The 24,521-nt window shown below is 72.7% G+C and carries 24 protein-coding genes; 9 read left to right on the forward strand and 15 right to left on the reverse strand.

The genetic code is table 11. The features are described from left to right. Positions 1-69: 69 nt before the first annotated feature. From ABZV93_RS19200 to sigE, 4 genes are read right to left on the reverse strand one after another with little or no spacing between them, the layout of a single operon-like run. Positions 70-1,566 carry a trypsin-like peptidase domain-containing protein gene (locus tag ABZV93_RS19200; RefSeq protein ID WP_354937704.1) on the reverse strand — a complete coding sequence of 499 codons (1,497 nt, stop codon included), beginning with the start codon at positions 1,564-1,566 and terminating at the stop codon, positions 70-72. A 59-nt stretch (positions 1,567-1,625) separates the two neighbouring features. Then, complete coding sequence (locus ABZV93_RS19205) at positions 1,626-2,825, reverse strand: hypothetical protein (RefSeq protein WP_354937707.1); 1,200 nt, start codon at positions 2,823-2,825, stop codon at positions 1,626-1,628. 4 nt (positions 2,826-2,829) lie between these two features. Then, positions 2,830-3,480, reverse strand: a complete 651-nt coding sequence (locus ABZV93_RS19210; protein ID WP_354937710.1) for a zf-HC2 domain-containing protein — start codon at positions 3,478-3,480, stop codon at positions 2,830-2,832. Continuing rightward, entirely contained in the window at positions 3,477-4,154 is a 678-nt protein-coding gene (gene sigE, locus ABZV93_RS19215) for an RNA polymerase sigma factor SigE (RefSeq protein ID WP_354937713.1), read from the reverse strand. The genes ABZV93_RS19210 and sigE overlap by 4 nt, the downstream gene beginning before the upstream one ends. A gap of 452 nt (positions 4,155-4,606) precedes the next feature. On the opposite strand from sigE, the gene ABZV93_RS19220 reads away from it, so the two are divergent. Further along, a complete protein-coding gene (locus tag ABZV93_RS19220) occupies positions 4,607-5,233 on the forward strand; it encodes an O-methyltransferase (protein WP_354938187.1) in 627 nt (208 codons plus the stop codon). A 39-nt stretch (positions 5,234-5,272) separates the two neighbouring features. Here the strand turns inward: ABZV93_RS19220 and glgC are convergent, their stop codons facing one another. Further along, positions 5,273-6,502, reverse strand: coding sequence for a glucose-1-phosphate adenylyltransferase (glgC, locus tag ABZV93_RS19225; protein ID WP_354937716.1), 1,230 nt, complete (start codon positions 6,500-6,502; stop codon positions 5,273-5,275). 48 nt (positions 6,503-6,550) lie between these two features. Here glgC and ABZV93_RS19230 point away from each other — a divergent pair, with 48 nt between their 5' ends. Next, a complete protein-coding gene (locus tag ABZV93_RS19230; protein ID WP_354937719.1) occupies positions 6,551-7,096 on the forward strand; it encodes a GNAT family N-acetyltransferase in 546 nt (181 codons plus the stop codon). On the opposite strand, the gene ABZV93_RS19235 is transcribed toward ABZV93_RS19230, so the two are convergent. Further along, positions 7,069-7,491, reverse strand: coding sequence for an MmcQ/YjbR family DNA-binding protein (locus tag ABZV93_RS19235; protein WP_354937722.1), 423 nt, complete (start codon positions 7,489-7,491; stop codon positions 7,069-7,071). The genes ABZV93_RS19230 and ABZV93_RS19235 overlap by 28 nt on opposite strands. Positions 7,492-7,573: 82 nt before the next feature. Here ABZV93_RS19235 and glgA point away from each other — a divergent pair, with 82 nt between their 5' ends. Next, entirely contained in the window at positions 7,574-8,731 is a 1,158-nt protein-coding gene (gene glgA, locus ABZV93_RS19240) for a glycogen synthase (RefSeq protein WP_354937725.1), read from the forward strand. 265 nt (positions 8,732-8,996) lie between these two features. On the opposite strand, the gene ABZV93_RS19245 is transcribed toward glgA, so the two are convergent. Continuing rightward, the gene (locus ABZV93_RS19245; RefSeq protein WP_354937728.1) at positions 8,997-12,440 is read right to left on the reverse strand and encodes a S8 family serine peptidase; all 3,444 of its coding nucleotides are present in this window, start codon (positions 12,438-12,440) and stop codon (positions 8,997-8,999) included. A gap of 312 nt (positions 12,441-12,752) precedes the next feature. Further along, positions 12,753-12,920 (reverse strand): DUF3117 domain-containing protein, encoded by a 168-nt coding sequence (locus ABZV93_RS19250; RefSeq protein WP_092656719.1) that lies wholly within the window; start codon positions 12,918-12,920, stop codon positions 12,753-12,755. Between the two features lie 318 nt (positions 12,921-13,238). Between ABZV93_RS19250 and ABZV93_RS19255 the strand changes: the two genes are divergently transcribed. Both ABZV93_RS19255 and ABZV93_RS19260 read left to right on the forward strand, forming a co-directional pair. After that, entirely contained in the window at positions 13,239-14,090 is an 852-nt protein-coding gene (locus ABZV93_RS19255) for a PaaX family transcriptional regulator C-terminal domain-containing protein (RefSeq protein ID WP_354937731.1), read from the forward strand. After that, positions 14,087-14,929, forward strand: a complete 843-nt coding sequence (locus tag ABZV93_RS19260) for an enoyl-CoA hydratase-related protein (RefSeq protein ID WP_354937734.1) — start codon at positions 14,087-14,089, stop codon at positions 14,927-14,929. Before ABZV93_RS19255 ends, ABZV93_RS19260 begins: the two co-directional genes overlap by 4 nt. Before the next feature lie 24 nt (positions 14,930-14,953). On the opposite strand, the gene ABZV93_RS19265 is transcribed toward ABZV93_RS19260, so the two are convergent. The 4 genes from ABZV93_RS19265 to ABZV93_RS19280 are packed head-to-tail and all read right to left on the reverse strand — an operon-like array spanning position 14,954 to position 17,274. Further along, positions 14,954-15,784 (reverse strand): GNAT family N-acetyltransferase, encoded by an 831-nt coding sequence (locus ABZV93_RS19265; RefSeq protein WP_354937737.1) that lies wholly within the window; start codon positions 15,782-15,784, stop codon positions 14,954-14,956. A gap of 2 nt (positions 15,785-15,786) precedes the next feature. Continuing rightward, complete coding sequence (locus ABZV93_RS19270; RefSeq protein ID WP_354937740.1) at positions 15,787-16,206, reverse strand: RidA family protein; 420 nt, start codon at positions 16,204-16,206, stop codon at positions 15,787-15,789. A 4-nt stretch (positions 16,207-16,210) separates the two neighbouring features. Continuing rightward, entirely contained in the window at positions 16,211-16,846 is a 636-nt protein-coding gene (locus ABZV93_RS19275) for a DNA-3-methyladenine glycosylase I (protein ID WP_354937743.1), read from the reverse strand. Further along, positions 16,843-17,274, reverse strand: a complete 432-nt coding sequence (locus ABZV93_RS19280) for a DivIVA domain-containing protein (protein ID WP_354937746.1) — start codon at positions 17,272-17,274, stop codon at positions 16,843-16,845. The genes ABZV93_RS19275 and ABZV93_RS19280 overlap by 4 nt, the downstream gene beginning before the upstream one ends. Before the next feature lie 213 nt (positions 17,275-17,487). Between ABZV93_RS19280 and folP the strand changes: the two genes are divergently transcribed. Continuing rightward, complete coding sequence (folP, locus tag ABZV93_RS19285; protein ID WP_354938190.1) at positions 17,488-18,348, forward strand: dihydropteroate synthase; 861 nt, start codon at positions 17,488-17,490, stop codon at positions 18,346-18,348. Positions 18,349-18,387: 39 nt separating this feature from the next. On the opposite strand, the gene ABZV93_RS19290 is transcribed toward folP, so the two are convergent. Both ABZV93_RS19290 and dapE read right to left on the reverse strand, forming a co-directional pair. Next, positions 18,388-19,206, reverse strand: a complete 819-nt coding sequence (locus ABZV93_RS19290) for a TIGR00730 family Rossman fold protein (RefSeq protein WP_354938193.1) — start codon at positions 19,204-19,206, stop codon at positions 18,388-18,390. Between the two features lie 204 nt (positions 19,207-19,410). Next, the gene (gene dapE, locus ABZV93_RS19295; RefSeq protein ID WP_354937749.1) at positions 19,411-20,472 is read right to left on the reverse strand and encodes a succinyl-diaminopimelate desuccinylase; all 1,062 of its coding nucleotides are present in this window, start codon (positions 20,470-20,472) and stop codon (positions 19,411-19,413) included. Between the two features lie 149 nt (positions 20,473-20,621). On the opposite strand from dapE, the gene dapD reads away from it, so the two are divergent. Beyond that, positions 20,622-21,563, forward strand: a complete 942-nt coding sequence (gene dapD, locus ABZV93_RS19300) for a 2,3,4,5-tetrahydropyridine-2,6-dicarboxylate N-succinyltransferase (RefSeq protein ID WP_354937752.1) — start codon at positions 20,622-20,624, stop codon at positions 21,561-21,563. Next, complete coding sequence (locus tag ABZV93_RS19305; protein WP_354937755.1) at positions 21,563-22,477, forward strand: hypothetical protein; 915 nt, start codon at positions 21,563-21,565, stop codon at positions 22,475-22,477. The genes dapD and ABZV93_RS19305 overlap by 1 nt, the downstream gene beginning before the upstream one ends. On the opposite strand, the gene ABZV93_RS19310 is transcribed toward ABZV93_RS19305, so the two are convergent. Then, a complete protein-coding gene (locus ABZV93_RS19310) occupies positions 22,466-23,143 on the reverse strand; it encodes a DUF308 domain-containing protein (protein WP_354937758.1) in 678 nt (225 codons plus the stop codon). The two genes, ABZV93_RS19305 and ABZV93_RS19310, sit on opposite strands and share 12 nt — an antisense overlap. Positions 23,144-23,294: 151 nt before the next feature. Here ABZV93_RS19310 and ABZV93_RS19315 point away from each other — a divergent pair, with 151 nt between their 5' ends. Next, the gene (locus tag ABZV93_RS19315) at positions 23,295-24,482 is read left to right on the forward strand and encodes a PrsW family glutamic-type intramembrane protease (RefSeq protein ID WP_354937761.1); all 1,188 of its coding nucleotides are present in this window, start codon (positions 23,295-23,297) and stop codon (positions 24,480-24,482) included. Positions 24,483-24,521 lie beyond the last annotated feature (39 nt).

Consider the following 24,521-nt stretch of genomic DNA (forward strand, 5'->3'; position numbering starts at 1 on the left):
GGCCGGCGACAGGGCGGCAGCGGGCGACCGGAGCGAGGATCAGCGCGTGGTACGGAAGTGGCGTACGGCTCAGCCGGTCTGCTGACCGAGAGTGACGATCACCTTGTGTTCTTCGGAACCCCGTTCGTAGACTAGCTCGACCCGCTGACCGGGCACGTGGCTGCGGATCTGGACGATCAGGTCGTCGGCCCCGGTCACCCGGTGGCCGCTGATGACCTTCACCACGTCGCCCTTCTGCAGGCCCGCCCTGGCCGCCGCGCTGCCGGCCTGGACCTCGCCGAGCCGGGCACCGGGGCCCTGGTGGTTGACGTCCACGACCGCGCCGACCACCGGATACACCGCATGGCCGGTCTTGATGATCTGGTCCGCGGTCCGACGGGCCTGGTCGATCGGGATGGAGAAGCCCAGGCCGATACTGCCCTGCTCCTGGTCGCCGCTGAACGGGCTGCGCTGGCTGATCGTCGCGATCGCGGAGTTGACGCCGATCACCTCCGCGCGCAGGTTGACCAGCGGCCCGCCGGAGTTGCCCGGGTTGATCGCCGCGTCGGTCTGCAGCGCGTTGATGAACGACATCTCGCTCTGCCCGCCGCCCGCGGTGACCGGGCGGTTGCGCGCGCTGACGATGCCGCTGGTGACCGTGCCGGCCAGGCCGAGCGGGGAACCCAGTGCGACCACCGGCTCACCCACCCGCACCTTGTCGGAGTTGCCGAGCGCCACCGGCCGCAGGTTGCGGACGCCCTTGACCCGGATCACCGCGAGGTCGTACGCCGGGCTGCGGCCCACCACGCTCGCGGTCGCCTCCTGGCCGTCGTTGGTGGTGACCTTGATGCCGTTGCCGCCGGAGGCCGGGGCCACCACGTGGTTGTTGGTGAGGATGTAGCCGTCGCGGCGAAGGACGAACCCGGAGCCGGTGGCCCGCCCCTGCGCGGCGGTCACCGAGATCTGCACCACGCTGGGCAGCAAGGCCCTGGCCACGCTGGCGACGCTCTCCGGCTTGGGGAACGCCGACCCCTTCGCCCCCAGGTTGTCGTCCGGCGCCTGGGGGTCGCTGGTGATCAGCGCCGGGCCCCAGCGCAGCGTGGCGAGCACGCCCGCGGTGGCGCCGAGCGTGGCCGCCAGCAGGGCGAGAACGACGCCGACCACGATCAGGACGTTCCGCCGGGGCAGCCGTCCGTGACCGCCGTCGCGGCCCGCCGGGCCGGTGGGAGACGGCGCGAACGCGGGCTCGGCCCGATGTGCGCCGCTACCGGCGGCCGGGCGGGCCCACGGCGGCGGGGGCTCGAAGTCGGGGCGTTCGGTGGGGTAACCGGGCAACCGGGTGCTCCGCTGCGGCGGGACGCCGCGCGGCCCCGGCTGCTGCGGGGACGCGAGCCACGGCGAAGCCTGCGGCTGCGGCGAGGACTGTGGCGGGGAGGGAGCGTGCGCCTGCGGCGAGGGCTCCTGGGCGTGCGGCGAGGGCTGCTGGGCGCGCGGAGCCGACCATTGCGGCTGTTCGGACCGAGGCGCCTGGGGCTGGGCTCCCGGGGCGACTCGTCCGCCTTCGTACGCCTCGCTGCGCTCGGTCATCCCGGCCCCACCCCTCCCTCGTCGAACCCCGCGGGGCGCCCGGCGCGCCCCACACCTCGTCAGTCGAAGGGATTCAACCAGGACACCATCCTGGCGGCGCCCCGGTCCAGTCGTTGCGTCAGGCCGGGTCCTGTGGTGGTCACCCGGTCGCGGGGAAATGCCGCAACCACCGCATCCAGCCCCTGGGGCGTATCGCACACCGCCGTGTAAACCAGGCCGTTGCCGGCCCAGACGGCGTACGACGACAGGCCGTACTTCACGTACACGTCACCGGTGTCGGTGCTACGCCTGGTGAAACCGCGCATACCCGCCTCGTTCAGCGCGCCTCGCTGCTCGAACACCGAGGTGCTCACCAGGCCGTCCGTGTAGGACAGGTGGAGTCTCGCGCCGTCGTCGGACCGGCGTACGTCACGCAGGGCCGGGCCGGAGCCCAGCCGGCGCTCGCAGCAGTTCCAGCCCTGGGCGGCCAGCCGGGGGTAGTCGGCCGCCGCCACGACCGGCCCGTCGTCGGCCGCGGGCCTCGGCGTCGCCCGCGCGGGCTGCCCACCGGACCCGGCCGAAGCGGGAGCCGAGCCGAGGTCCAGGTCGACGAACGCGTTGGCCCGGACCAGGGACCCGTCGTGGCCGTAGAGCTCCCGGCGTACCAGGACACCGGTCCGCCGGTCGAGCCAGAACCGCGCCGCGACGGCACCGTCGGCGCGCACAGCCTCCACCACGTCGGTCGTACGCCCCAGCGAGTGGCTCGGGGCCGCCAGCCGCAACTGGTAGGCGCCCGCGAGCAGATCCAGGCCCTCCACGTGGTCGCCGGAGGCCTCCGAGCCGTCCGTACGCGCGTTCGCGGACCTGTCCACGAAGGCGGTGGGGTTGTCGCCGCCCCGCCCGGCGAGGGTGGTCCCACGACCAGGGACGTTGGCGACGTCGACGAGCTCGGAACTGTCGGCAGCCCGGGACCAGACGGCCACGAACTGCGTTCCGCGGTAGGCGACGGTGTGTTCGGCCACCACCGCGCGGTGCAGCAGGCGCAGCGCCAGGGGGTCGTCCGGCGCGCTCGGCGATTCGGGCAGCACCGCCCGCGGATCCCGCGCACCGCGCGCTGTACCGGCGGCGGACCCGGCCGGCACCGCGGCCGCGAGCAGTACGCCGGCGAGGAGCGTCACCACCAGCAGGCGTACCGAGGCGGCAGACGGCGTGCGGAGGGTCCGGGCTCCCGGCCACGGAGGACGGATCGGCCGGATCGAACGGCTCGAACGGATCGGCATGGCGTCACCGCCCGGCCGTTGGTGCCAGAAGCCCCCGATCGAAGGAAGCGGTCACGGCACCGGGATCGGACAACGGGACTTCGGCCGCGGAGCCGGCGTGGTCGACGGCGTACCGCTGCACCGGCGGCACCACGCTCACCGGCGGCTCCTTCGGCTGTCCCCCCGCGGCGAACGCCACCACGAACGTCATCGTCGCCATCGCCGCGGCCCCGGCGACGCCGACGGTCAGCCGGCGCCGGGACCGCCCGGCGGGGTGGCCGTCGCGGCGTGGCCGGCGGGTGCCGGGCTGGCCAGGTGGACGATGGGCGGCAGGCGGCCCGAGGCGCGGCGCGCGGACCGGAACCGGGACTCCGGTGTGGACCGGCGTACGGGCGGCGCCGCCCGTGGTCGCGCCCGCGCCGGAACCGAGGGACCGATGGGACGGGTCCTCCGCGAACGCCGGGGCCGGCTCGGCCAGCGCGAGCAACCCGGCCTGCAGGGACGCCGACGCTGCGGGCTCGGGCATCCCCGACAGCAGCGACTTGACCCGGCGTTCGGCCTCGACGGCGTCGCGGCACTCCGCGCAGTGGGCGAGATGGGCGAGCACCTGGTCACGGGCGTCGTGGTCGAGTTCCCCGTCGACCAGCGCGGACAGGACGGCGCGGTCGTGGGTCACCAGGAGGTCCTTTCGGCGGTGACCGTCCTTTCGGCGGTGTCGGCCGTGCCGGTGGACCCGGCGGTGGGGGTGACGTCGGTGACGCCGGAGACAGTGGCGGCGGCAGGTGCATCCGGCTCGGGCCGGCGCGGCGGCATCCGGTGGGCCAACGCCTCCCGCAGCTGGGACCGGCCCCGGTGGATCCGGCTGCGGACGGTGCCCAGCTTGACGCCGAGCGTCGCCGCGATCTCCTCGTACGACAGACCCTCGATGTCACACAGGACCACAGCCGCCCGGAACTCCGGGGGAAGCGCCTCCAGTGCGGCCTGGATGTCGGCGTCGAGGTGCCGGTCGTCGTAGGCCTGGGCCGGGCTCGGCTCCGAGCCGGGCAGCCGCTCGGGCGCGTCGTCGGGCAGCGCGTCGAAGCGGATCCGCTGCCGACGGCGGGCCAGGTCGAGGAAGAGGTTGGTGGTGATGCGGTGCAGCCAGCCCTGGAAGGTGCCGGGCGTGTAGGTGGACAGCGATCGGAAGACCCGGACGAAGACCTCCTGGGTGAGGTCCTCGGCGTCGTGCCGGTTGCCTGTCAGCCGGTACGCGAGCCGGTAGACCCGCGAGGAGTGTGTGCGGACGATCTCGTCCCAGGACGGAGGCGTCCAGGTCTCTGCCGGCACCGTGCCCGCGAGATTGTCGGCCATCGGACCACCTCCGCCAACTTCCACCGGCGCCGGGGCACTCCCGCCGCGGTATCGTCCTTCCGTCGGCCCGCACGAAGCAGGCGACGCCCCGCCGCAGGTCCGGCGGTGCTTTCCCATTGTCCCTGCGGGTCGGCCAAAACGCCTCGGATCCACCCCTGGTCTTAGCCCCTTCTTAGCTTGGGGAACCTCAGGGTTTGTCCCTTACCAGGTCTCAGGGTGCGGGTCGGACGTGTCCGTCAGGTCACGCCGTCGTCACCGAACGCCACCCAAAGTGCCCGGCCGGGTCCGATCCGCGACCGGACCGCGACCGAACCACGACCAGAACCGTCCTGACCAGGCGTTGCAGTCAGATTCCGGGCGGGAGGGGACTAGGCTTCCACCCGGACCGGATCTTTGCGAACGACGTGCCGCCCAGACGTGCGCGCGCCACCAAGGAGGCAGTTATCTCCACGATGAAGCCCGACACCTGGGCCTACGCCGAGGGTTTCGTCGCCGAGGACGACGTGCTCACGAAGGCCAGGGCGCGCGCCGCCGAGGTCGGGGCGAGTCCCATCGGACAAGGTGGCGGAGCGGCCCTGCGGTTTCTCACCTCCGTGCTCCGCGCCCGGACAGTCGTCGAGATCGGCACCGGCTGCGGTGTCTCCGGCATCTGGATGCTGCGCGGCATGCGTCCCGACGGCACTCTCACCAGCGTCGACGTCGAGGCCGAGCACCAGCGGCTGGCGCGGGAGTCGTTCCTGGACGCCGGCATCGCCTCCCAGCGCACCCGGCTGATCACCGGCCGCGCCCTGGACGTACTCCCCCGGCTCACCGACGGTGCCTACGACCTCGTCTTCTGCGACGGGGACAAGAACGAGTACGCCGAGTACTACGAGGAGGCCCTGCGCCTCCTGCGGCCCGGCGGCGTGGTGGCCATCGACAACACGCTGTGGCACGACCGGGTGGCCGATCCGGCGCAGCGTGACCCGGTGACGGTCACGATCCGCGAGCTCGGCAAGCGGATCCTCGACGACGAGCGGGTGGTCCCGGTGCTGCTGGCGGCCGGCGACGGGCTCCTCTGCGCCACCAAGCGCCCCTGACGGGTTCGCGGGCCCCGCGTACCGCCCGGCCCTGTTCGTCTAGTTGTCGGGGATCCGGCGGCCCTTGCCCACCACGGTGATGCCGCTGTCGGTCACGGTGAACCCGCGGGCCCGGTCGTGCTCGGGGTCGACGCCGATCCGGGCGCCGTCCGGCACCACGATGTTCTTGTCCAGGATGGCGCGCCTGACCACAGCGCCCTCGCCCACGACCGTGCCGTTGAGGATCACCGCGCTGCTCACCTCGGCTCCCCGCAGGATGCGGGTGCCCGGCGACAGCACGGACTGGTCCACCCGGGCGCCGGCGATGATCGAGCCCATCGACAGGATCGACTCGGTGGCCTGCCCGCCCTCGACCAGCTTGGCGCCGGGCAACTGCGGGAAGCTCGTGAAGATCGGCCACTCGGTGTTGTAGAGGTTGAAGATCGGCTCGACCGAGACGAGGTCCATGTGGGCCTCGTGGTAGGAGTCGAGAGTTCCGACGTCGCGCCAGTAGCTGCGGTCGCGGTCGGTCGTACCCGGCACGTCGTTGTCGGCGAAGTCGTAGACCTGCGCCTCGCCCTTGTCGGTGAGCATCGGGATGATGCTCCCGCCCATGTCGTGGACCGAGCCCTCGTCGTCGGCGTCCATCCGCAGCGCGTCCAGCAGCACGTCGGTGGAGAAGACGTAGTTGCCCATCGACACGAACGTCTCGTCCGGGCTGTCCGGCAGGCCGGGCGGGTTCGCGGGCTTCTCCAGGAACGCCCTGATCGACCGCCCGTCGGGGTGGGTCTCGATCACGCCGAACGCCGACGCCTGGTCGCGCGGCATCCGGATGCCGGCCACCGTGACGCCCGCGTCGCCGGCGATGTGGGCGTCGACCATCTGCTCGACGTCCATTCGGTAGACGTGGTCGGCGCCGAACACGACGACGTAGTCCGGCCGGTCGTCGTAGATGAGGTTCAGCGACTGGAAGATCGCGTCCGCGCTGCCTTGGTACCACCGCGGGCCGAGACGCTGCTGGGCCGGAACCGGCGTGACGTAGTTGCCGAGCAGGGTGGACATCCGCCAGGTCAGGGACACGTGCCGGTCGAGCGAATGCGACTTGTACTGAGTGAGTACGCAAAGTCGGCGGATGCCGCCGTTCACGAGGTTGGAGAGGACGAAGTCGATGAGCCGGTACGTGCCGCCGAAGGGCACGGCGGGTTTCGCGCGGTCAGCTGTCAAAGGCATGAGGCGCTTGCCCTCGCCGCCGGCCAACACGATTCCGAGTACCCGCGGTTCCTTACCCATACCGGCACCCTAGTCTCCGGCGATTACACACGCGTCACAATGGGCGCCATGCCTGATCTGGTCACGCCGACACCCACGGTGCGGGTCTCGTTCCTCCAAGCGATGCAGGAGTTCCTCGCGGAGGGGCGCGGCACGGTGGAGGACAACTCCATGATCGGACGGGAGTTCCGTGAGTACGCAGCGGTGTGGTCGACACCGGTCGGGTTCGCCGCGTACGTCGCGGACCTGCGTGCGGCGGGGCGGGAGGAGACGCCGCGGCCGAACGGCTTCGTACCCTCCACCACGCTGTGGTACGTCGACGGCGAGGAGTACCTCGGCCGGCTGGCGATCCGGCACCGGCTGACGCCGTTCCTGCTCGAGATCGGCGGCCACATCGGTTACGACGTACGCCCGAGCGCCCGGCGCCGCGGCCACGCGACCGCGATGCTGGCGGCGGCGCTGCCGACGAGCCGCGACCTCGGGATCGACCCGGTGCTGGTCACCTGCGACACCGACAACGAAGGGTCACGGAAGGTGATCGAGGCCAACGGCGGCGTGCTCGAGGACGAACGCAACGGCAAGTTGCGCTACTGGGTGCCGACCTCGGGCTCCTGAGCCCCGGTCCGGCCGAGTTCGGCGACCAGCCTCTTGGGGGCGATCCGGCGGTAGGCGTCGGTGACGATCTCGGCCACGCGATCCCAGTCGACGTCGACGTCGAGGTAGACCCCGAGCCAGCCGCGGTGCCCGACGTAGGGCGGCCGGAAGAAGCTGTCCGGCTCGGCCCCGACCAGCAGCTGCTGCACACCTTCCGGCGCCGCTGCCCAGAACCCGAGCCGGTCGTCGTGGTGGTGGTCGGCGTACATCACGAACGCCTTCTTGTCCCGCACGAACCACGTCGGCTCGCCGTGACTGGGGCGTTCGGTGACCTCGGGCAGCGCGGTGCACAGCGCCCGCAGCCGCACAAGTGGGTCGTCCGGGTCGTCGCGCGAACTGCCGTGATCCCGCGTCATCCGCCGATGATGCCACGGCCTGGGCCGGTCACCCGGGGGTCGAGGGCTTCGCCTGTCCGCACCCGGGCCGTAGAGTCCGGACATGCGAGTCGCGATGCTCACCCGAGAGTTTCCGCCCCAGGTCTACGGCGGCGCCGGCGTCCACGTCGACTACCTCAGCCGGGCCCTGCGCGCCCTGGTCGACCTCGACGTCCACTGCCTTGGTGTTCCCCGCGACGGCGCCGTCGCGCACAGCGAGGACGACCCGCGACTGGCCGCCGCCAACCCGGCCTTGCGGATCTTCGCGGCCAACCTGGAGATGGCGGCCGGGGTCGAGCGGGCGCAGGTGGTCCACTCGCACACGTGGTACGCCAACCTGGCCGGCCACCTCGCCAAGCTGCTGTACGGCGTACCGCACGTGGTCACCGCGCACTCCCTTGAGCCGCGCCGGCCGTGGAAGGAGGAGCAGCTCGGCGGCGGCTACCGGCTGTCGTCGTGGGCGGAGCGGACGGCGTACGAAAGCGCGGACGCGATCATCGCGGTCAGCGCCGCCATGCGGGCCGACGTCCTCGACTGCTATCCGGCGGTGGACCCCGAGCGCGTGCGGGTGATCCCGAACGGCATCGACACGGTGCAGTACGCCCCCGACCGGCGTACCGACGTGGTGGACCGGCTGGGGATCGACCCCGGCCGGCCGAGCGTCGCCTTCGTCGGGCGGATCACCCGGCAGAAGGGGGTGCCGCACCTGCTGCGCGCGGCCGCCGACTTCGACCCGAAGGCCCAGCTGGTGCTGCTCGCCGGTGCGCCGGACACCCCCGAGCTCGCCGCGGAGTCCGCGGCCGCCGTCGACCGGCTGCGGGCCGAGCGCGACGGAGTGGTGTGGGTGCAGGAGATGCTGCCGCGCGAGGATGTCATCCAGGTGCTCACGCACGCCACGGTGTTCTGCTGCCCGTCGATCTACGAACCGCAGGGCATCGTCAACCTGGAGGCGATGGCGTGTGAGACGGCCGTCGTCGCCAGCGCGGTCGGCGGCATCCCGGAGGTCGTCCAGGACGGCCGGACCGGACTGCTGGTCGACTACGACGAGGCCGATCCGGTCACCTTCGAGCAAGGCCTGGCGGAGGCGGTCAACACGCTGGTCGCCGATCCGGGGCGGGCCGCGACGATGGGCCTGGCCGGACGGGCTCGGGCGGTCGAGGAGTACGGCTGGGACGCGCTGGCGCGGCGGACCGCCGACGTATACGCCGGGCTGATCGGCTGAGCCGGGAAGAGCTGGAGTCGGAAAAGCCGGAGCGAGCCCCGAACGGGTCTGGCCGGCGGAGGAGACCCGATGCCGCTCGCCGCCGGGTCGAGCGGCACCGGGCGTCTCCACTGGCGATCCGGGCCGACCTGTCGCGTACGGGGTGGGTGGTCCGTCCGCCGCGTCGGTGTCGTGTCCGGTCGCTCGCAGCCACATCTACCCCGCACCCGCGGGAGCCGAAACCACCGGATCCAAGACGGTGGAATTCGGTTCCCGCGAGCTGGGGTCACTGCCCGATGGCGTACGCGTGGTGGACGGTCAGCTCGGCGGTGTTGCCCGAGGTGTCGACCGCCTTCCCCCGCAGCGAGACGTAGCCGGTCCGGTGCTGCGCCGGCGGCACCACGACCACCCAGTGGTCGCCCCGCTCGTGGCGTACCAGCGCCTTCCGCCAGGTCCTGCCGTCGTCCCAGGAGACCGACGCCGTGAGGCTCTTCGTCCGGCCGGACTTCGACCCCGCCTGGGGTGTGACGGTCACCGGGACCAGACTCACCCGGTGCTGGTGGTCCTGGTTCCACTGGTCCACCCTCGGGGCGAACCGGATCGCCGACAGCGGCAGCGCGACTCCGTGCTCCTCGTCCCCGGCGTGCCCGGAGGAGAAGGTCCACGTGGCGGTGATCTTCGTGGACAGCCTGGAGTAGGTCGGCCTGGTCGCGGTGACCTCGAGCCGGTAGGCCGCCCTGGCCCGGGGCACGGCCACCGCGTCGTCGAGGAAGCCTGCGTACGCCGACTCGGCGATCTTGTGCCCGTCGCGGTAGAGCCGGGTCCGAGCGGTGTCCACCAGGGAGTCGCCCGGGTGGCCGGCGGCGTCGGAGTACGACGGGACGCTGACGACCAGCTCGTCGGCGTACCGTCCCACGGACGGGTAACCGGGCTCGGCCGGCAGGGTCGGCCCGAACACCGCGGAGTTCCACTTCTCCTGGTACGCCTCACCCGCGCGATAGCTGCGATCGGGCGCGCCGAGCACGGTCTGATCCTCCGGCCAGCCGTCCTCGTCGACGGCGAACTCGGTGAACTCGGTGGACCAGGTCGTCGGACCGGCGTCGAGATAGCTCGTCACCTGGTTCGGCAGGTCCAGGACCAGGCCGGCCGAGGACATCGACGCACTGGGATCGGCCGCGCCGAACACGGACCGGACGGCCTGGCGTCCCGGCTGCTGGCGGGCGAACCGGGAGACGACCTTGCTCAGCTGACTGTCCTTGACGTCGTTGCGCTGGAAGCCGGTGAAGAACCGGCCGCGCACGGCGTTCAGCAGGCCGTAGAAGTACGGGCTGTCGGCGAAGGAGTCGTCCTTGCCCGGGACGGCCCACTGGCTGCCGATGTGGGAGAGCATCCCCGAGACCGGAGCCTTGGGACCCAGCTGGCCGGTGTAGAGCCCCTCGAAGGATTCGGTCCAGACCGAGGAGCCGAGACCCGAGACCGAACCGGTGCGGTCGTAGGAGACGTCGACCAGTGCCGGGCGCACCGAAGAGCGATGCACGGTGGTCGACACCGACCGGCCGATGCGGGCGTCGGCGTCGATCGTGGTGTTCCGGGTCAGTGCGACGGTGGGCTGCACGAGCTCGACGATCGTCGGGTCCGACGACTCGAAGTCGGTGATGTCGGCTTCCAGTACGTAGGTCCCCTTCGGCAGCCTGAGCTTCGTGTTGCCGTCGGCGCCGGCTTCGGGGGTGAGGAAGGTGTAGTTGTCGAGTCCGACCAGCGTGTCGAACGCTTCGGTGGTGGCCTTGCCCTGGCGGTCGCGGTGCCTGATCGTGAGGTCGTAGCTCTCGACCTCCTTCTCCACCCCGAGCGGCGTACCCAGTGAGACCCCGCCCGGGCCGGTGGCGACGAGGCGGCCGCTGTACGCGCCGTCGGGACCGTTGTGCCGGGTGTCGGAGGTGACCGACACCGAGGCGGACCCGCCGGCGGGGACGGTCACGGTGGGAGCACTGACCCGCATCGCCGAGGCAGGGGCGGGCCGACCGTCGGGCCGGTTGAGCTGGACCTTGACGGCGAGGGTGACCGCCTTCGTGGCGGTGTTGCGGTAGGTGACCTGCCTGGTCACCGGGGTGTCGTCGGAGTGCGGCCAGCGCGCGGTCCCGAACGACACACCGACGGGGGTGCCGAGCACGGTCTGGGTGATGGCCTTGGCCACGTCGACCCGGCCGGCGCCCTGTTCGTAGACGGACAGGTCCGGGTTGGCCTTCGCCGAGGAGGTCAGCACCGGCTTGAGCCGGGACGCCTTCCAGGTCGGGTGCTGCTGGGCCAGCAGAGCCGCGGCGCCGGCAACGTGTGGGGTGGCCATCGAGGTCCCGCTCAGCCGTACGTACTTGTCGCCCACCGGGTCACCCAGCTCGGTTCCGGCCGCCCGGGCGGCCACGATGTCCACACCCGGTGCGGTGATGTCCGGCTTGATCCCGCCGTCACCGACCCGCGGCCCGCGGCTGGAGAAGTCGGCGAGGTTGTCCTGCTTGTCCACGGCACCGACCGTGAGCGCGGCCTCCGCCGAACCCGGCGACTCGATCGTGTGATCCTCCGGGCCGCTGTTGCCGGCGGCGATCACGAACAACGTGCCGGTCTGCCGGGTCAGCGTGCCGACGGCCTCCTCCAGCGGGTCGTCGCCGGGGGTGTCGCTACCGCCGATGCTGATGTTGACGGCAGTGGCCTTCTGTGCCGCGGCCCACTGCATACCGTCGAGGATTGCGGACTCCTCGCATCCTTCGTCGACGCACACCTTCCCGTCGAGCAGCTTCGCGTCGAAGGCGACACCCTTGTATTTGCCGTTGGACGCCTTCGCCGTGCCGGCGATGATCGACGCCACGTGCGTGCCGTGACCGACCTGGTCACCTGCCGGCCCCTCGGTGAAGTTGTGGGCCAGCCTGACCTGGCCGGCGAGGTCGGGGTGAGTGGCGTCGATGCCGGTGTCCAGCACCCCCACCGTCACACCCTTGCCGGTGTAACCGGCCTTCCACGCAGCCGGCGCGCCGATCTGCGGCACGCTCTGGTCCAGAGCAGGGTGGTGCAGACCGTCCAGCCAGACCTTGGCGATGCCGGGTCCGAGCCTCCGCGCGCCCGGCGTCGTCAGCCCGACCCAGAACTGCCCTGCCTGTTTCTTGTCCACCGTCAGTGCGGCGCCGCCGACCGCCGGGAGCGTACGCACCTGCCGGGCGCCGACGGCGGAGAGCCGTGCTCCGGCCGCCGACCGCGCCGAGGAATCCGCGTAGGTGACGATCAACGGGACGGTCCCCCGGTGGGCATCGTCGTACCGGGACTCCATCAGGCCGGTCACGTCGAACAACCGCCGGTCGAGCCGGCCGGAACCGAGGGCGCCGAGCGCGTCGGACGGAATGACGTACAGGTGCCCGCCGGTGCGGCGGGTCAGAAACGTGATCTTCTTGCGGCCCTTGCCCGGCAGGACCGAAGCGGCGGTCGCGTCACCCTTCGGCAGCAGGACCCGGTCGCCGGTGACCAGGGTCACCGAGACGGGCCGGCTTCGGCGGCTGGACGCCCCGCCTTCGCCGTGGCCGTCCGCGGAGCCAGCGACGGCCGTCCGCTGGTTCGCCGGTCGGTCGCCCTCATGCCCCGATGAGCCGGGCGTCCCGGCCCAGCCGGCCGGGCCGATCGCCACGACCATGCCGGCCACCAGGCCGCCCACGGCCAGGGACCGGAGACGAGTTTTCGAAACGCTCAACGCACAGACCTCCCCCGTTGAAGGCACGAGGGTCCGAGGTCGCAGGGCGAAGCCCGACGGCCTCCGGTCTGAGGTGGCGAACCTTCCCCCGTGTCACCTGACGCAGTACTCGACTGAGTGCGGTGATCGTGCCACAAGGATGGTCGTACGGGAAGTGAACCGGCGACTGTGTCGTACAGCCCGAATAGTCGGAAACCCTGCCGGGAACGGCGCCGGCATACGAAAGCCCCGGCCGGGACCGCGGCCCCGGCCGGGGCAGTTGCTCGCTGGCTGGTGTTGCTGGTGTGGCTGGTGCTTGGTGTCCTGGTCGAGCTAGCCCACGACCGACTTGAGCGCGTCACCGAGCTCGCGGGCCTCGTCGGCCGAGAGCTCGACGACGAGCCGCCCTCCACCTTCGAGTGGCACGCGCATCACGATGCCCCGCCCCTCTTTGGTGACCTCAAGCGGTCCGTCGCCCGTCCGCGGCTTCATGGCCGCCATCCGCGCACTCCTTTCGTGTCGTCCGTGCGCGACGGCTCCACACCGCGAGGGGTGCGAGGCCGCCGAAGCGTGCCGTTACGCCGGGACATTATCCCGCATCGTGCATGGACACCGAAAGTCAAGATCGCCGTGGGGCCGCCCAGCGTGTCCGGATCGATGCAACTCGGTGTCACTCCGTGTCGATCGGTGGCGCTCCGTACAGACCGGGTGCCACCGGTCGCGACAGGACAGCACGCAGCGCCACCCCGTACCACTCAGCGCCACTCGAGCCGGCACACAAAGCCGGTCGGATCGGCACTCTTCCGGCAGACTTCGCTCATGCGGGCACGTTCGGCGCTCTTCGACCTCTACGGCGACCACCTCCGGTCACGGGGCGGCCGGGCGCCGGTGGCCGCGTTGGTCCAGTTGCTGGCGCCGCTCGGGATCACCGCCGCGGCGGTGCGGACCGCGGTGTCCCGGATGGTCCGGCAGGGCTGGCTGACACCGGTCCGTACGGCGGGCGGGCCCGGCTACGCGCTCACCGACCGTGCCGTGCGCCGGCTCGACGAGGCCGCTGCCCGCATCTACCGCACCCGAGGCAGCGAGTGGGACGGGACCTGGCACCTCCTGGTCCTCCCCCACCTGCCCGACCGGAGCCTGCGCGAGCGACTGCACGCAGGCCTCGCCTTCCTCGGGTACGCCCGCCTCGGAGGGGACACCTGGCTGGCGCCGCGCCGTTCCGGCGAAGCGGAGTCCCTGCTCGCGGCGGACGGCGTACGCCCGGACAGTTTCACTGCCCGCGACCTCGGCGACCCAGGCGAGCTGGCCGCCCGAGCCTTCGACCTGGCCACGCTGGGTAGGGCGTACCAGCAGTGGCTGCGGGACGCCCGGACGCACGTCTGGGCAGACCCGGACGCCGCCGCGGAGACCGACGGCGTGGGAGGAGCCGGCGTGGAGGAGGTCACGATGGGCGACGACGGAGACCGGCGGGCGTTCGCGGCCCGCAGCCGGCTGGTCCACGAGTGGCGGAAGTTCCTGTTCACCGACCCCGGTCTGCCGCCCGACCTGCTTCCCGCCGAGTGGCCCGGAGACGCGGCCGCGGCGTACTTCGACACCCACGCCGCGACGTTGCTCCCGGCCGCGGCCCGATTCGTCGACAGCTGCCTCACCCAGACCGGAGGAACGACATGACCTCACACTCGCCCACCGGCACACCCACCGAGGCGGCGGCCGGGCAGTCCACGCCGGTCCGGTACGCCGTGGAGTCCGGCGTGGCCACGATCACGCTGAACCGCCCGAACGCCGCGAACTCCCTGGACCTCGCCACCAAGGAGGCGCTGCGGGACGCCGTTTCGACCGCCGCGGACGACGACTCCGTACGTTGCGTCCTGCTCACAGGTGCCGGTGACAAGGCCTTCTGTGCCGGCCAGGACCTCCGCGAACACGTCGCGGCGCTGCGTGACCGTCCGCTGGAGGAGGTCTGGTCCACTGTCCCCGAGCACTACATCCCGATCGCGCGGGGCCTGGCGACCATGCCCAAACCGGTGGTAGCGGCGGTCAACGGCGTGGCTGCCGGTGCCGGGGCCGCGCTGGCCTTCGCCTGCGACTTCCGGGTGCTGTCCGACACCGCGGGGTTCAACCTCGCGTTCACCGCGATCGGGTTGCCCTGCGACACCGGCACCTCGTGGACGCTGCCCCGGCTGGTCGGCCACGCCCGGGCGGTGGACCTGCTGATGCGGCCGCGGACCATCGCGGCCGCGGAGGCCGAACGCATCGGACTGGCCACGTCGGTGGTTCCCGCGGGGGACCTGGCGGGTGCGGCGAACGCGGTGGCCCGCGAGCTCGCCGCCGGGCCGACGGTCGCCTACGCGGCGGTGCGCGAGTCGCTCGCCTTCGCCGCGCACAGCTCGCTGGAGGAGGCACTGGAGTTCGAGGGCGCGATGATGCGGCGCTGCGGCGCCACCGCCGACCACACCAACGCGGTGGCGGCGTTCGTCGCCAAACGCCGGCCGGAGTTCGAGGGCCGCTGACCGGCGCTCCTCGCGTACCGCGGCTCAGTCCTTCCGCGGCTGGAACGCCAGCAACTCACCGAGCTGCTCGTAGCCGGCAGCTCGGTAGAGCCCGGCGCCGGCCCGGCTCGCGGTGAGGACCGACCCGGTGGATGCGTACTTCCGGTCGTCGCGCAGCACCCGTGCCAGCAGGGCGCGGGCGATGCCACGCCGCCGGTGCTCGGCCGGCACGTGCAGGTCGGCGCACCAGGTGGCCTCCGTGTCGTCGTCGAGCCGTACGACGACGCTGCCGACCCAGCCGACGATCTCACCGCCGGCGAGCGCGGCGTACTGGCGTACCAGGCTGTCCTCGGCGAGCAGCTCCGGCGCGAGGGGCCGCCGGCGTGTCGCGACGCCCAGGCGCTCGGCGAGCGCGGGCGTGGTCACCCGGGTGGTCCGCACGACCGTCCCCTCGGCGGTGCGCGCGGCCGGCGGGGCAGGCACCGCGCCGAGCCGGTGGATCATCAGCGGCTCGGCACCGCCAAACCGGAAGCCCCGGGACTTGTACGCCGAGCGCAGCGGCGCGTCCGGCTCGTCCGGCGCGCGGACCACCGACAGGACGAAGTGCGTGCGGGCGTGTGCCCGAGCCAGCGCGTCGAGGTTCGCGGCGTCGGGGCCGTGGCCCACCCACTCCTCGCGGCGATACCGCCGGGGGTCGCGCCGCGGTGCGTCGCGGAGAACCCATGCGGTGGCCGTCCCGCCCGAACGTCCGGGAGGGCGTTCGGCGAGGTAGGGGTGGGTCGCGCTGCGCGTGAACGCGTAGCCCCGCGCGAACACCTCGACCACCCGGGCCAGCTCCTCGCGGGGTCCGGGCCCGGGCCGGTGGCCGGCGGTCATGATCAGCGGCCGCCGAGCACCCGGCCCCACTTGGTGCGTTCGTTCAGCAGCATCGCCTCGGCCTCGATCTCGACCTTCCAGCGCGGGTCGAGAAGACCGGCGACAACAAGCATCGACGTCACCGGACGGATCTCCCCGAACACCTTGCCGTGCACCCGGCCGACCACGTCGGCGTAGGCCGCGTCGGTGACGTACATCCGGGTGCGGACGACGTGCTCGGGTCCGGCGCCGACCTGGGCCAGCGCGGTCAGGATGATCTCGATGCAGCGGAACGCCTGCACCCCGGGATCGGGGTCGACCTCGCCGTCCTCCCAGACCGGCGCGGTTCCGGCGACCAGCACGCGGTTGCCGATCGACACCGCCCGGCTGTAGCCGTACTCGCGTTCGAGTTCGTTCCCGGACGCAACTCTTCGACGGGCCACCTGATCACTCCCTCGGCTTGGCGCTGCTCGCCCCGGCGGACAAGTCTTCGGCGGGCATCTCGCCGGCGGCCGACCCACGTGCCACGCAGTCCAGCAGGTGGTCGTCGACCATGCCGGCCGCCTGCATCAGGGCGTAGCAGGTGGTCGGCCCGACGAAGGTGAACCCGTTGCGTTTGAGCGCCTTCGCCATCGCCGTCGACTCCGCGGTGGTCGCGGGTACGTCGGCGGGGGTGCGGGGCGCGGGACGGGTCGCCGGGTCGGGGGCGAACGACCAGAGCAGCGCCGCCAGGCCGCCGTCGAGGTCGTGGGCCGCCCGGGCGTTGCGGATCGCGGCGTTGATCTTGGCGGTGTTGCGGACGATCCCGGCGTCGGCCAGCAGACGGCGCACGTCGGCGTCGTCGAACCCGGCCACGGCGGCGATGTCGAAGTCTGCGAACGCCGCTCGGAACGCCGGCCGCTTGCGCAGGATCGTCAGCCAGGACAACCCGGACTGGAACGCCTCCAGCGTCATGCGTTCGAACAACCCGCGGTCGTCACGGATCGGCCGGCCCCACTCGAGGTCGTGGTAGGCGAGGTAGTCGGGTGCCGAGGTCGCCCAGGCGCACCGCACGAGCCCGCCCGGACCGGTCACCGCCCTCACCGCTCGCCCTGGTCGCCGGCCGGCTCGTCGCTCCGGTCGGCGGTTGGATCATCGAATCGGTCGTCGCTCCGGTCGGCGGCGCGTTCGCCGGCAGGTTGATCGGAGCGTTCGCCGTGGTCCTGGTGATCGGGGTGCCGGTGCTCGCGCTCGGCGACCTCCCGCTCGCGGATGGCCACCCGCTCCTCACGCTCGGCGAGGTCGCGGCCGATCCTGGCGAGCACGTCGTCCACCTCGTCCATGCGGTAGCCCCGGAGCGCGACGGAGAACCGCACGTCGTCGAGGTCGCGCGCGCTGACCGGACGGCCGGCGGGCAGCCGGACCTCCCGTCGGTCGGGATAGGCGCGCGCCATCGCACCGCCGCGCCCGACCGCCACCGCGGCGGTTGATCCGAGCACGACCAGCACGAGAACGACCCACAACCAGGTCATGCGCCCGATCGTGCCATGCGCCACCCCCGGGCGGCCCGGTAGGGGACGCCGCCGCGTCGCCCCGGCCACCCCGCGGCCACCCCGCCCACGCGACGTCGCCCAACCGGGCCTGCCAGGCTGGGAGCTCAGCGGATGCCCGGGCGAGGACGGATCCTCGGCCGGGAGCCGAGCGGTGGCGGGCAGGTCGGCGGCACGCCGACCACGGAGGTGCGGATGTTGCGGCTGGGCGGGCAGGAGTTCGGCGCCGGGGAGTACGCCGTGATGGCGATCGTGAACCGGACGCCGGACTCGTTCTTCGACGCGGGAGCGACGTTCGCCGAGAACGCGGCCCTGGACCGGGTGGCGGCGGTGGTCGCCGACGGCGCCGACATCGTCGACATCGGCGGGGTCAAGGCGGGGCACGGCGCGGAGGTGGGGGTGGCCGAGGAGCTCGCCCGGACCGCGCCCTTCGTCGCCGAGGTGCGGGCACGCCATCCCGACCTGGTGATCAGCGTGGACACCTGGCGCGCCCAGGTCGCCCGGGAGCTCTGCGCGGCCGGGGCGGACCTGATCAACGACACCTGGTCCGGTGCCGATCCGGAGCTGCCGGAGGTGGCCGCGGAGTTCGGCACCGGCCTGGTCTGCTCGCACACCGGTGGCCTGCCCCCGCGTACGGACCCGCACCGGGTGGCCTACGCCGACGTGGTGGCCGACGTGGTGGCCAGGGTGACCGAGCTGGCCGACCGGGCGGTCGCCGCGGGAGTACGCCGGGACGGGATCCTGGTCGACCCGACCCACGACTTCGGCAAGAACACCTGGCACTCCCTGGAGGTCACCCGCCGGCTGGACGAGCTCGTAGCCACCGGCTGGCCCGTCCTGGTCGCGTTGTCACGCAAGGACTTCGTCGGGGAGACGCTGGACCTGCCTGTCGGCGAGCGGTTGCCCGGAACGCTGGCCGCCACCGCAGTGTCGGCGTGGCAGGGCGCGCGCGTCTTCCGTGCCCATGACGTACGCGAGACCCGCCAGGTGCTGGACATGGTGGCCTCGATCCGCGGCGTCCGGCCGCCCGCACGTCCTCGCCGCGGGCTCGCCTGACGAGCCGAGCGGCCCGGGCCGGACCGGGCGGACCGCCGGTCAGTCGGGCGGGACCGGCCCGCCGTTCCCGCCGCCGTTTCCCGCGCTCCCGCCGTTCCCACCGCCCGCGCCGTTGCCGCCCGTCCCACCGTTGCCGCCTGCGACCTGCAGCGCGCCGCTGCCGTTCCCCGTGTCCACGACCGGCCTCCGCGAGGCCTGGACGACGAACTCGACCGCCTCGTCGGCGTCATCGGTGAGGTGCAGCATCTCCAGGTCGGCCGGCTTGATCTTGCCGTCGGCGAGCACGGTGTCACGCAGCCAGTTCAGCAGCCCCGACCAGTACGACGTACCGATCAGCACCAGCGGGAACGACGTGACTTTCCGCGTCTGGATGAGCGTCAGCGCCTCGAACAGCTCGTCGAAGGTGCCGAACCCGCCCGGCAGCACCACGAAACCCTGGGCGTACTTCACGAACATCGTCTTGCGGACGAAGAAGTAGCGGAAGTTGATGCCGACGTCGACCCAGGGGTTCATGCCCTGCTCGAAAGGCAGCTCGATGCCCAGGCCGACCGAGACCCCGCCGGCCTGGCTGGCGCCCTTGTTGGCGGCCTCCATCACTCCCGGCCCGCCGCCGGTGATGACGGCGTAACCGGCCTCGGCCAGGCCGCGGCCCACCCGCTCGGCCATGGCGTACATCGGATCCTCCACGCGCGTGCGTGCGCTGCCGAAGACGCTGATGGCCGAACCGAGCTCGGCGAGCATGCCGAAGCCCTCGACGAACTCCGACTGGATCCGCAGCACCCGCCAGGGGTCGGTGTGCACCCAGTCGGAGGGGCCGCGGGTGTCCAGCAGCCGCTGGTCGGTGGTGCTGGTCTCCACCTGCGTACGCCGCGTGACGACCCGGCCCCGCTGCTTCTCCGGGGTGCGCCTCTCCGGGGCCGGCGCGCTCCCGGCCGGCGCCGGGTCGTCGGGCGTACGGACCGATGACGCCGATGACGCGGAGGTGGACGGGTCGTCCTGATCTGGCCACATGGGACCGAAGGGTAACCGGCCCGGCCGACAGCCGGGTTGATCCCAGGGAAATCACCCGCGAAGCCAGGCTCCCATGCGGTCCTCGCAGGAGTGCAGCTCGGAGACCCGGACATACTCGTCGCGGGTGTGCGCGAGCGCGGACTCCCCCGGGCCGTAGTTGACGGCGGGTACGCCGAGCTCGGCGAACCTCGCCACGTCGGTCCAGCCGAACTTCGGGTGCGGCTCCACCCCCAGCGCCTCGACGAAGGCGGCGGCCGACGGCCGGTCCAGCCCCGGCGCCGCCGCCGGGGCGGAGTCGCGCAGCTCGACGACGTACCCCGCGAACGTCTCCTGCACGTGGGCGAACGCCTCCGCCTCCGTACGGTCCGGCGCGAAGCGGTAGTTGACGGTGACGCGGCAGTCGTCGGGGATCACGTTGCCGGCGACGCCACCGGTGATCCCGACGGCGTTCAGCCCCTCGCGGTAGACGAGGCCGTCGACCGGGACGTGGCGCGGTTTGTACTCGGCCAGCCGGGTGAGTACCGGGGCGGCCGCGTGGATGGCGTTGGCGCCCATCCACGCCCGCGCGCTGTGCGACCGCTTGCCCGTCAGCACGATCTCGGCCCGCAGCGTGCCCTGGCAGCCGCCCTCCACCTGCGCGCTGGAGGGCTCCATCAGCACGGCGAAGTCGGCGGCCAGCTCCTCCGGGTGGGTGCGCGCCAGCCGGCCGAGGCCGTTCTTCTCCGCCTCGATCTCCTCGCAGTCGTAGAAGACGTACGTCACGTCGCGCACCGGCTCGGTGACCGTGGCGGCCAGCCGCAGCGCCACCGCGACGCCGCCCTTCATGTCGCAGGCACCGAGGCCGTAGACGCGGTCCTCGACCAGCCGCGACGGGAGGTTGGCTGCCTCCGGAACGGTGTCCAGGTGACCTGCGACCACGACGCGATCCGGCCGGGACAGCGAGGTCCGGGCGACCACGGTGTTGCCGTACCGCCTCGTCTCCAGGTGGGGCAGACCGGACAGCGCCGCCTCCACCGCGTCGGCGAGCGTGCGTTCGTTCCCGCTCACGGACTCGACGTCGACCAGGGCGCGGGTGAGGCTCACGACGTCGGTGTGGAGATCCAGGCTCGGCATGGCCCGCAGTCTGCCAGGAGCGGCGCCGATCGTCCGGCGAGGTGGTGCACAACTGGTGCCGTCGTACGACGAAAGTGCCCGAATCCAGCCGTCCGGCACTTGCCGGACCCGGGCTCGCCCGCTTGCCCGGCTCTGGCAGGCTGAACCACATGACCAACACACCTGGTGCCTGGGGCTTCGGAATCGCGACGACGACCCACGACGGCAAGGTCCTCGACACCTGGTACCCCACGCCCGCTCTGGGCGCGCCGGGGCCCGGTGACGACCAGCCACCGGCCGAGCTCTCGGCGCTGGAGGGCGAGGACGACGCGCGGCGCGTCCGCACGACCGTCGTCCGCACCGTGCTCCGCGACCTGGACTCACCACCCGCGGACGCGGCCGACGCCTATCTGCGCCTGCACCTGCTGTCCCACCGGCTGGTCCGCCCGCGCGAGGCCAACCTGGACGGCATCTTCGGCGTACTCACCAACGTGGTCTGGACCAGCGCCGGCCCCTGCGCGGTGGACGACTTCGAGCAGACCCGGATGCGGCTGCGGGCCGGCGGGCGCGCGGTCACGGTGTACGGCGTGGACAAATTCCCCCGGATGGTCGACTACGTGCTGCCGACCGGAGTGCGGATCGCCGACGCCGACCGGGTACGCCTCGGAGCCCACCTGGCCGAGGGCACGACGGTGATGCACGAGGGCTTCGTCAACTACAACGCCGGCACGCTCGGCGCCTCCATGGTCGAGGGCCGCATCTCGGCCGGCGTGGTCGTCGAGGACGGCTCCGACATCGGCGGCGGCGCGTCCATCATGGGCACGCTGTCCGGCGGCGGCACCGAGGTCGTCTCCATCGGCAAGCGGTGCCTGGTGGGCGCGAACGCCGGCGTCGCCATCTCCCTCGGGGACGACTGCGTGGTCGAGGCCGGCTGCTACGTCACCACCAACTCCAAGGTGAAGATGCCCGACGGCGAGATCGTCAAGGCGCGGGAGCTGTCCGGCACGCCGGGCCTGCTCTTCTGGCGCAACAGCATTTCCGGAGCGCTCGAGGCCATCCCTCGTACCACCGGAGGGGTCGAGCTCAACGCCGCGTTGCACGCCAACGACTGATGCCCGCGTCCGGGGGGAAGCGGGTCGCCAGGATCGCCGCCATCGTGGCGATCGCCTGTGGGCTGGTGGTCGCCGGCGCGATGCTGGCCTCGGAGTTCCTCTTCCGGCAGCCGCTGGTGGAGGCGTGCCACGCCACCGCCAACGGCATCCGGACCGAGCTCCCGCTGGAGGAGGCGCAGAACGCCGCGCTGATCTCCGCGGTGTCGGTGCGCCGGGGCCTTCCGCCGCGGGCGGCGAGCATCGCGCTGGCCACCGCCTACCAGGAGTCCGGCCTGCGCAACATCGACTACGGGCACCTGGACTCGGTGGGCCTGTTCCAGCAGCGGCCGAGCCAGGGCTGGGGCACGGTCCAACAGATCCAGGACCCCTACTACGCCACCGGCCGGTTCTACTCCGCCCTGGCCAAGGTGCCCGGTTACACCTCCATGGACATCGCGGTGGCCGCGCAACGGGTCCAACTGTCGGCCGACGGCAGCGCCTACTCCCAGCACGAGTCCAGCGCCCGGGTGCTGGCCTCCGCCCTGACCGGCCAGACGCCGGCCGCGTTCTCGTGTGAGTTCTCACCGCCCGAGCAGCGCGGGCCGACCACCACCGCCGACCTGTCCGCCGAGCTCGCCAAGGCGTACGGCAGCGAGCGGGGGCGGGTCACCGGTGCGACCGTCGGGCGGGGCGGCGACGGCCTCTCGGTCAACGACACCGCCGCGTTGGTCCTCGACGTACCGGTCCGCACCGGCGAAGGCAGGTTCGGCTGGTCGGTCGCGCAGTGGTCGGTGGCCTACGCCAAGCGGTTCGGGATCGCGTCGGTCTCCTACGCCGGTCGCACGTGGGCCGCGGACCGCTCCAAGGACGGGTGGCGCACCGACCGGGCAGCCGCACCCACCCGGGTCCGCATCGTCGTGGGGTCACCGCGCTGATACCGGGGCTGAGACCGGCCGCATCGCGAACGCCGCCACGACCTGCACCCCGGCCGCCCCGAGCGAGCTCACGGCGGTCATCGGCACCACCGTCGACAGCGACAGGTCCGGCAGCAACAGGAACGCCAGCCCCTCGCCCACCGCGACCAGCCCGGCGACGAACTGCCAGCCGCGACCGCCGGGCGGGCCGGCCAGCGCGGCCATGAGCTCGCCGAAGCCGCTCAGCAGCCAGTGGAGCGCCACCAGGACCACGAGCAGGACAACGGTCGTCACCAGGCCGCGCAGGCACAGGGCCGAGGACACGACGAGGAGTACGCCGAGCAGCGCGGAGTACACCGTCTCGCCCGACAGCCGGGCCCGGCCGGCCACCAGCATCGTCGTGGCCAGCCGGGTGGTGCCCACGGCGAAGAACCAGCCGCCGACGAGGGTCTGGAACTCCACCACCGGGAGCCGCGGCCAGGCCAGCACCAGCACACCGAAGACCAGCGTCCAGCCGCCGAGCGCGGCCAGGTGGGCCCACGTCTCCACGCCGGGTCGGGGCGCCTTACGGGACGGCCGGGCCTGGCTCGAGGAGCCGGTCGTGGACCGTCCGGCCGGTCCGGGCCGTCGGGACCCCGGACCTTCCTCCACGACGTCGGGGCCCGGACTGCCCGGATTGCCGGACATCGGTCGCCTCCCTGGGTAGCGGACCTGGACATGGTTGTACCCAGCCGGCCCGAAGTCCGCACTCTCGGCACTTCGGCCGGCCTCGGGCGAGGTAGTGCCGGGCGGTGCCGGGCGAGGCATAGATGGCGGGCCCGGTGGAGAAGACCTCACCATGAGCGACGTCACCGGGCAGGCACCGCGCCAGGCCGGGCCGGACGAGCCATCCGGTACCGACGAGCCCACCGGCACGGTCGAGTCCACCGGCACCACCAAAGCCGCCGAGCCCGCCGAACCCGCCGGACCTGCCGGACCTGCCGAACCCAGGGGCGGCACCGCGCCTGCGTCGCTCCCCGCACTCCCCGGCCGGCCCCCGGGCCAGCGGCGCGGGCTGACGTCGTACGCCTGGGGCCGGCTCCTGCTGGTCATCCTGGCCCTGTGGCTGGTTGCCGCCGTCGTCACCCTCGCCGGCGGGGACACGCCGTTGCTGCCCGTCATGGTGGTGCTGGGCGCTTTCCTGGGGCCGCTCGCCTATGCCCGGTGGGTGCACGAACGCCGGCCCGTGCCCGGTCTCGACCTTCCCCTGCTGGTCCGGGCGTACCTCCTCAGCGGCGTACTCGGCCTGCTCTGCGCGTCCCTCCTGGCCGGCTACTTCCGGGCGCCGTCCGCCTTCGAGTACGTCGGGGTGGCGCTCGGTGAGGAAATCGTCAAGACCCTGGTGCTGCTGTACCTCGCCCGGCGGCTGCCCACGCGGACGATGCGGTCGGGCCTGGTGCTCGGCGCCGTGGTGGGGTTCGGCTTCGGCGCCTGCGAGACGGCCGGTTACGGCCTGCAGGCGCTGCTGAACGTGAGCGGACTGTCCCTGCGGGCCGTGGTGGAGACCGAACTGCTCCGCGGCCCGGTCGGGCCCGTCGGCCAGGCGCTGTGGACCGCCCTGCTGGGCGGGACGATCTTCGCCGCCACCCGCGGCCGTCGCCTGCGGCCGACCTCGGGCATCCTCTTCACACTGCTCGGCGTGGGCCTGCTGCACGCGCTGTGGGACTCCCTGCGCAGCGTGGCGATCGTCTTCACCCTGCTCATCACCGGCACCACCTGGGAGCCGCGGCTTCTCTCGCTGGGGTTCATCCCCCGGCCGTCCGCGGTGCAGATCCAGCTGTACGCCGTGACCTGTGCCGTGGGGTTCGTCCTGCTGGTGGCGCTCGGCGTGCTGTGGCTGGGCATCCTGCGCCGGCGCCCCGCCGGGCCCGCCCCGGTCACGGTGACCCCGGACCAGGCGGCCGCGCGGGCGGGTGGTCCCACCAACACGCAGGCGCCGGTCCCGCCGTCACCCGAGGAACGGGCTCCGGACCGGACCGACGCCTGACCGCGGCTCAGTCGTTGGTCGTGACCAGCAGGTGGACCG

It is taken from the genome of Actinopolymorpha sp. NPDC004070 (genome assembly GCF_040610475.1).
Taxonomy (GTDB): domain Bacteria; phylum Actinomycetota; class Actinomycetes; order Propionibacteriales; family Actinopolymorphaceae; genus Actinopolymorpha.

What these genes read in the sequence shown, in the direction of transcription:
- ABZV93_RS19200 (WP_354937704.1), bottom strand. Translation starts at nt 1,566, where the DNA reads ATGACCGAGCGCAGCGAGGCGTACGAAGGCGGACGAGTCGCCCCGGGA.
- ABZV93_RS19205 (WP_354937707.1), bottom strand. Translation starts at nt 2,825, where the DNA reads ATGCCGATCCGTTCGAGCCGTTCGATCCGGCCGATCCGTCCTCCGTGG.
- sigE (WP_354937713.1), bottom strand. Translation starts at nt 4,154, where the DNA reads ATGGCCGACAATCTCGCGGGCACGGTGCCGGCAGAGACCTGGACGCCT.
- ABZV93_RS19220 (WP_354938187.1), top strand. Translation starts at nt 4,607, where the DNA reads ATGAAGCCCGACACCTGGGCCTACGCCGAGGGTTTCGTCGCCGAGGAC.
- glgC (WP_354937716.1), bottom strand. Translation starts at nt 6,502, where the DNA reads ATGGGTAAGGAACCGCGGGTACTCGGAATCGTGTTGGCCGGCGGCGAG.
- ABZV93_RS19230 (WP_354937719.1), top strand. Translation starts at nt 6,551, where the DNA reads ATGCCTGATCTGGTCACGCCGACACCCACGGTGCGGGTCTCGTTCCTC.
- ABZV93_RS19235 (WP_354937722.1), bottom strand. Translation starts at nt 7,491, where the DNA reads ATGACGCGGGATCACGGCAGTTCGCGCGACGACCCGGACGACCCACTT.
- glgA (WP_354937725.1), top strand. Translation starts at nt 7,574, where the DNA reads ATGCGAGTCGCGATGCTCACCCGAGAGTTTCCGCCCCAGGTCTACGGC.
- ABZV93_RS19250 (WP_092656719.1), bottom strand. Translation starts at nt 12,920, where the DNA reads ATGGCGGCCATGAAGCCGCGGACGGGCGACGGACCGCTTGAGGTCACC.
- ABZV93_RS19255 (WP_354937731.1), top strand. Translation starts at nt 13,239, where the DNA reads ATGCGGGCACGTTCGGCGCTCTTCGACCTCTACGGCGACCACCTCCGG.
- ABZV93_RS19260 (WP_354937734.1), top strand. Translation starts at nt 14,087, where the DNA reads ATGACCTCACACTCGCCCACCGGCACACCCACCGAGGCGGCGGCCGGG.
- ABZV93_RS19265 (WP_354937737.1), bottom strand. Translation starts at nt 15,784, where the DNA reads ATGACCGCCGGCCACCGGCCCGGGCCCGGACCCCGCGAGGAGCTGGCC.
- ABZV93_RS19280 (WP_354937746.1), bottom strand. Translation starts at nt 17,274, where the DNA reads ATGACCTGGTTGTGGGTCGTTCTCGTGCTGGTCGTGCTCGGATCAACC.
- folP (WP_354938190.1), top strand. Translation starts at nt 17,488, where the DNA reads ATGTTGCGGCTGGGCGGGCAGGAGTTCGGCGCCGGGGAGTACGCCGTG.
- dapE (WP_354937749.1), bottom strand. Translation starts at nt 20,472, where the DNA reads ATGCCGAGCCTGGATCTCCACACCGACGTCGTGAGCCTCACCCGCGCC.
- dapD (WP_354937752.1), top strand. Translation starts at nt 20,622, where the DNA reads ATGACCAACACACCTGGTGCCTGGGGCTTCGGAATCGCGACGACGACC.
- ABZV93_RS19305 (WP_354937755.1), top strand. Translation starts at nt 21,563, where the DNA reads ATGCCCGCGTCCGGGGGGAAGCGGGTCGCCAGGATCGCCGCCATCGTG.
- ABZV93_RS19310 (WP_354937758.1), bottom strand. Translation starts at nt 23,143, where the DNA reads ATGTCCGGCAATCCGGGCAGTCCGGGCCCCGACGTCGTGGAGGAAGGT.
- ABZV93_RS19315 (WP_354937761.1), top strand. Translation starts at nt 23,295, where the DNA reads ATGAGCGACGTCACCGGGCAGGCACCGCGCCAGGCCGGGCCGGACGAG.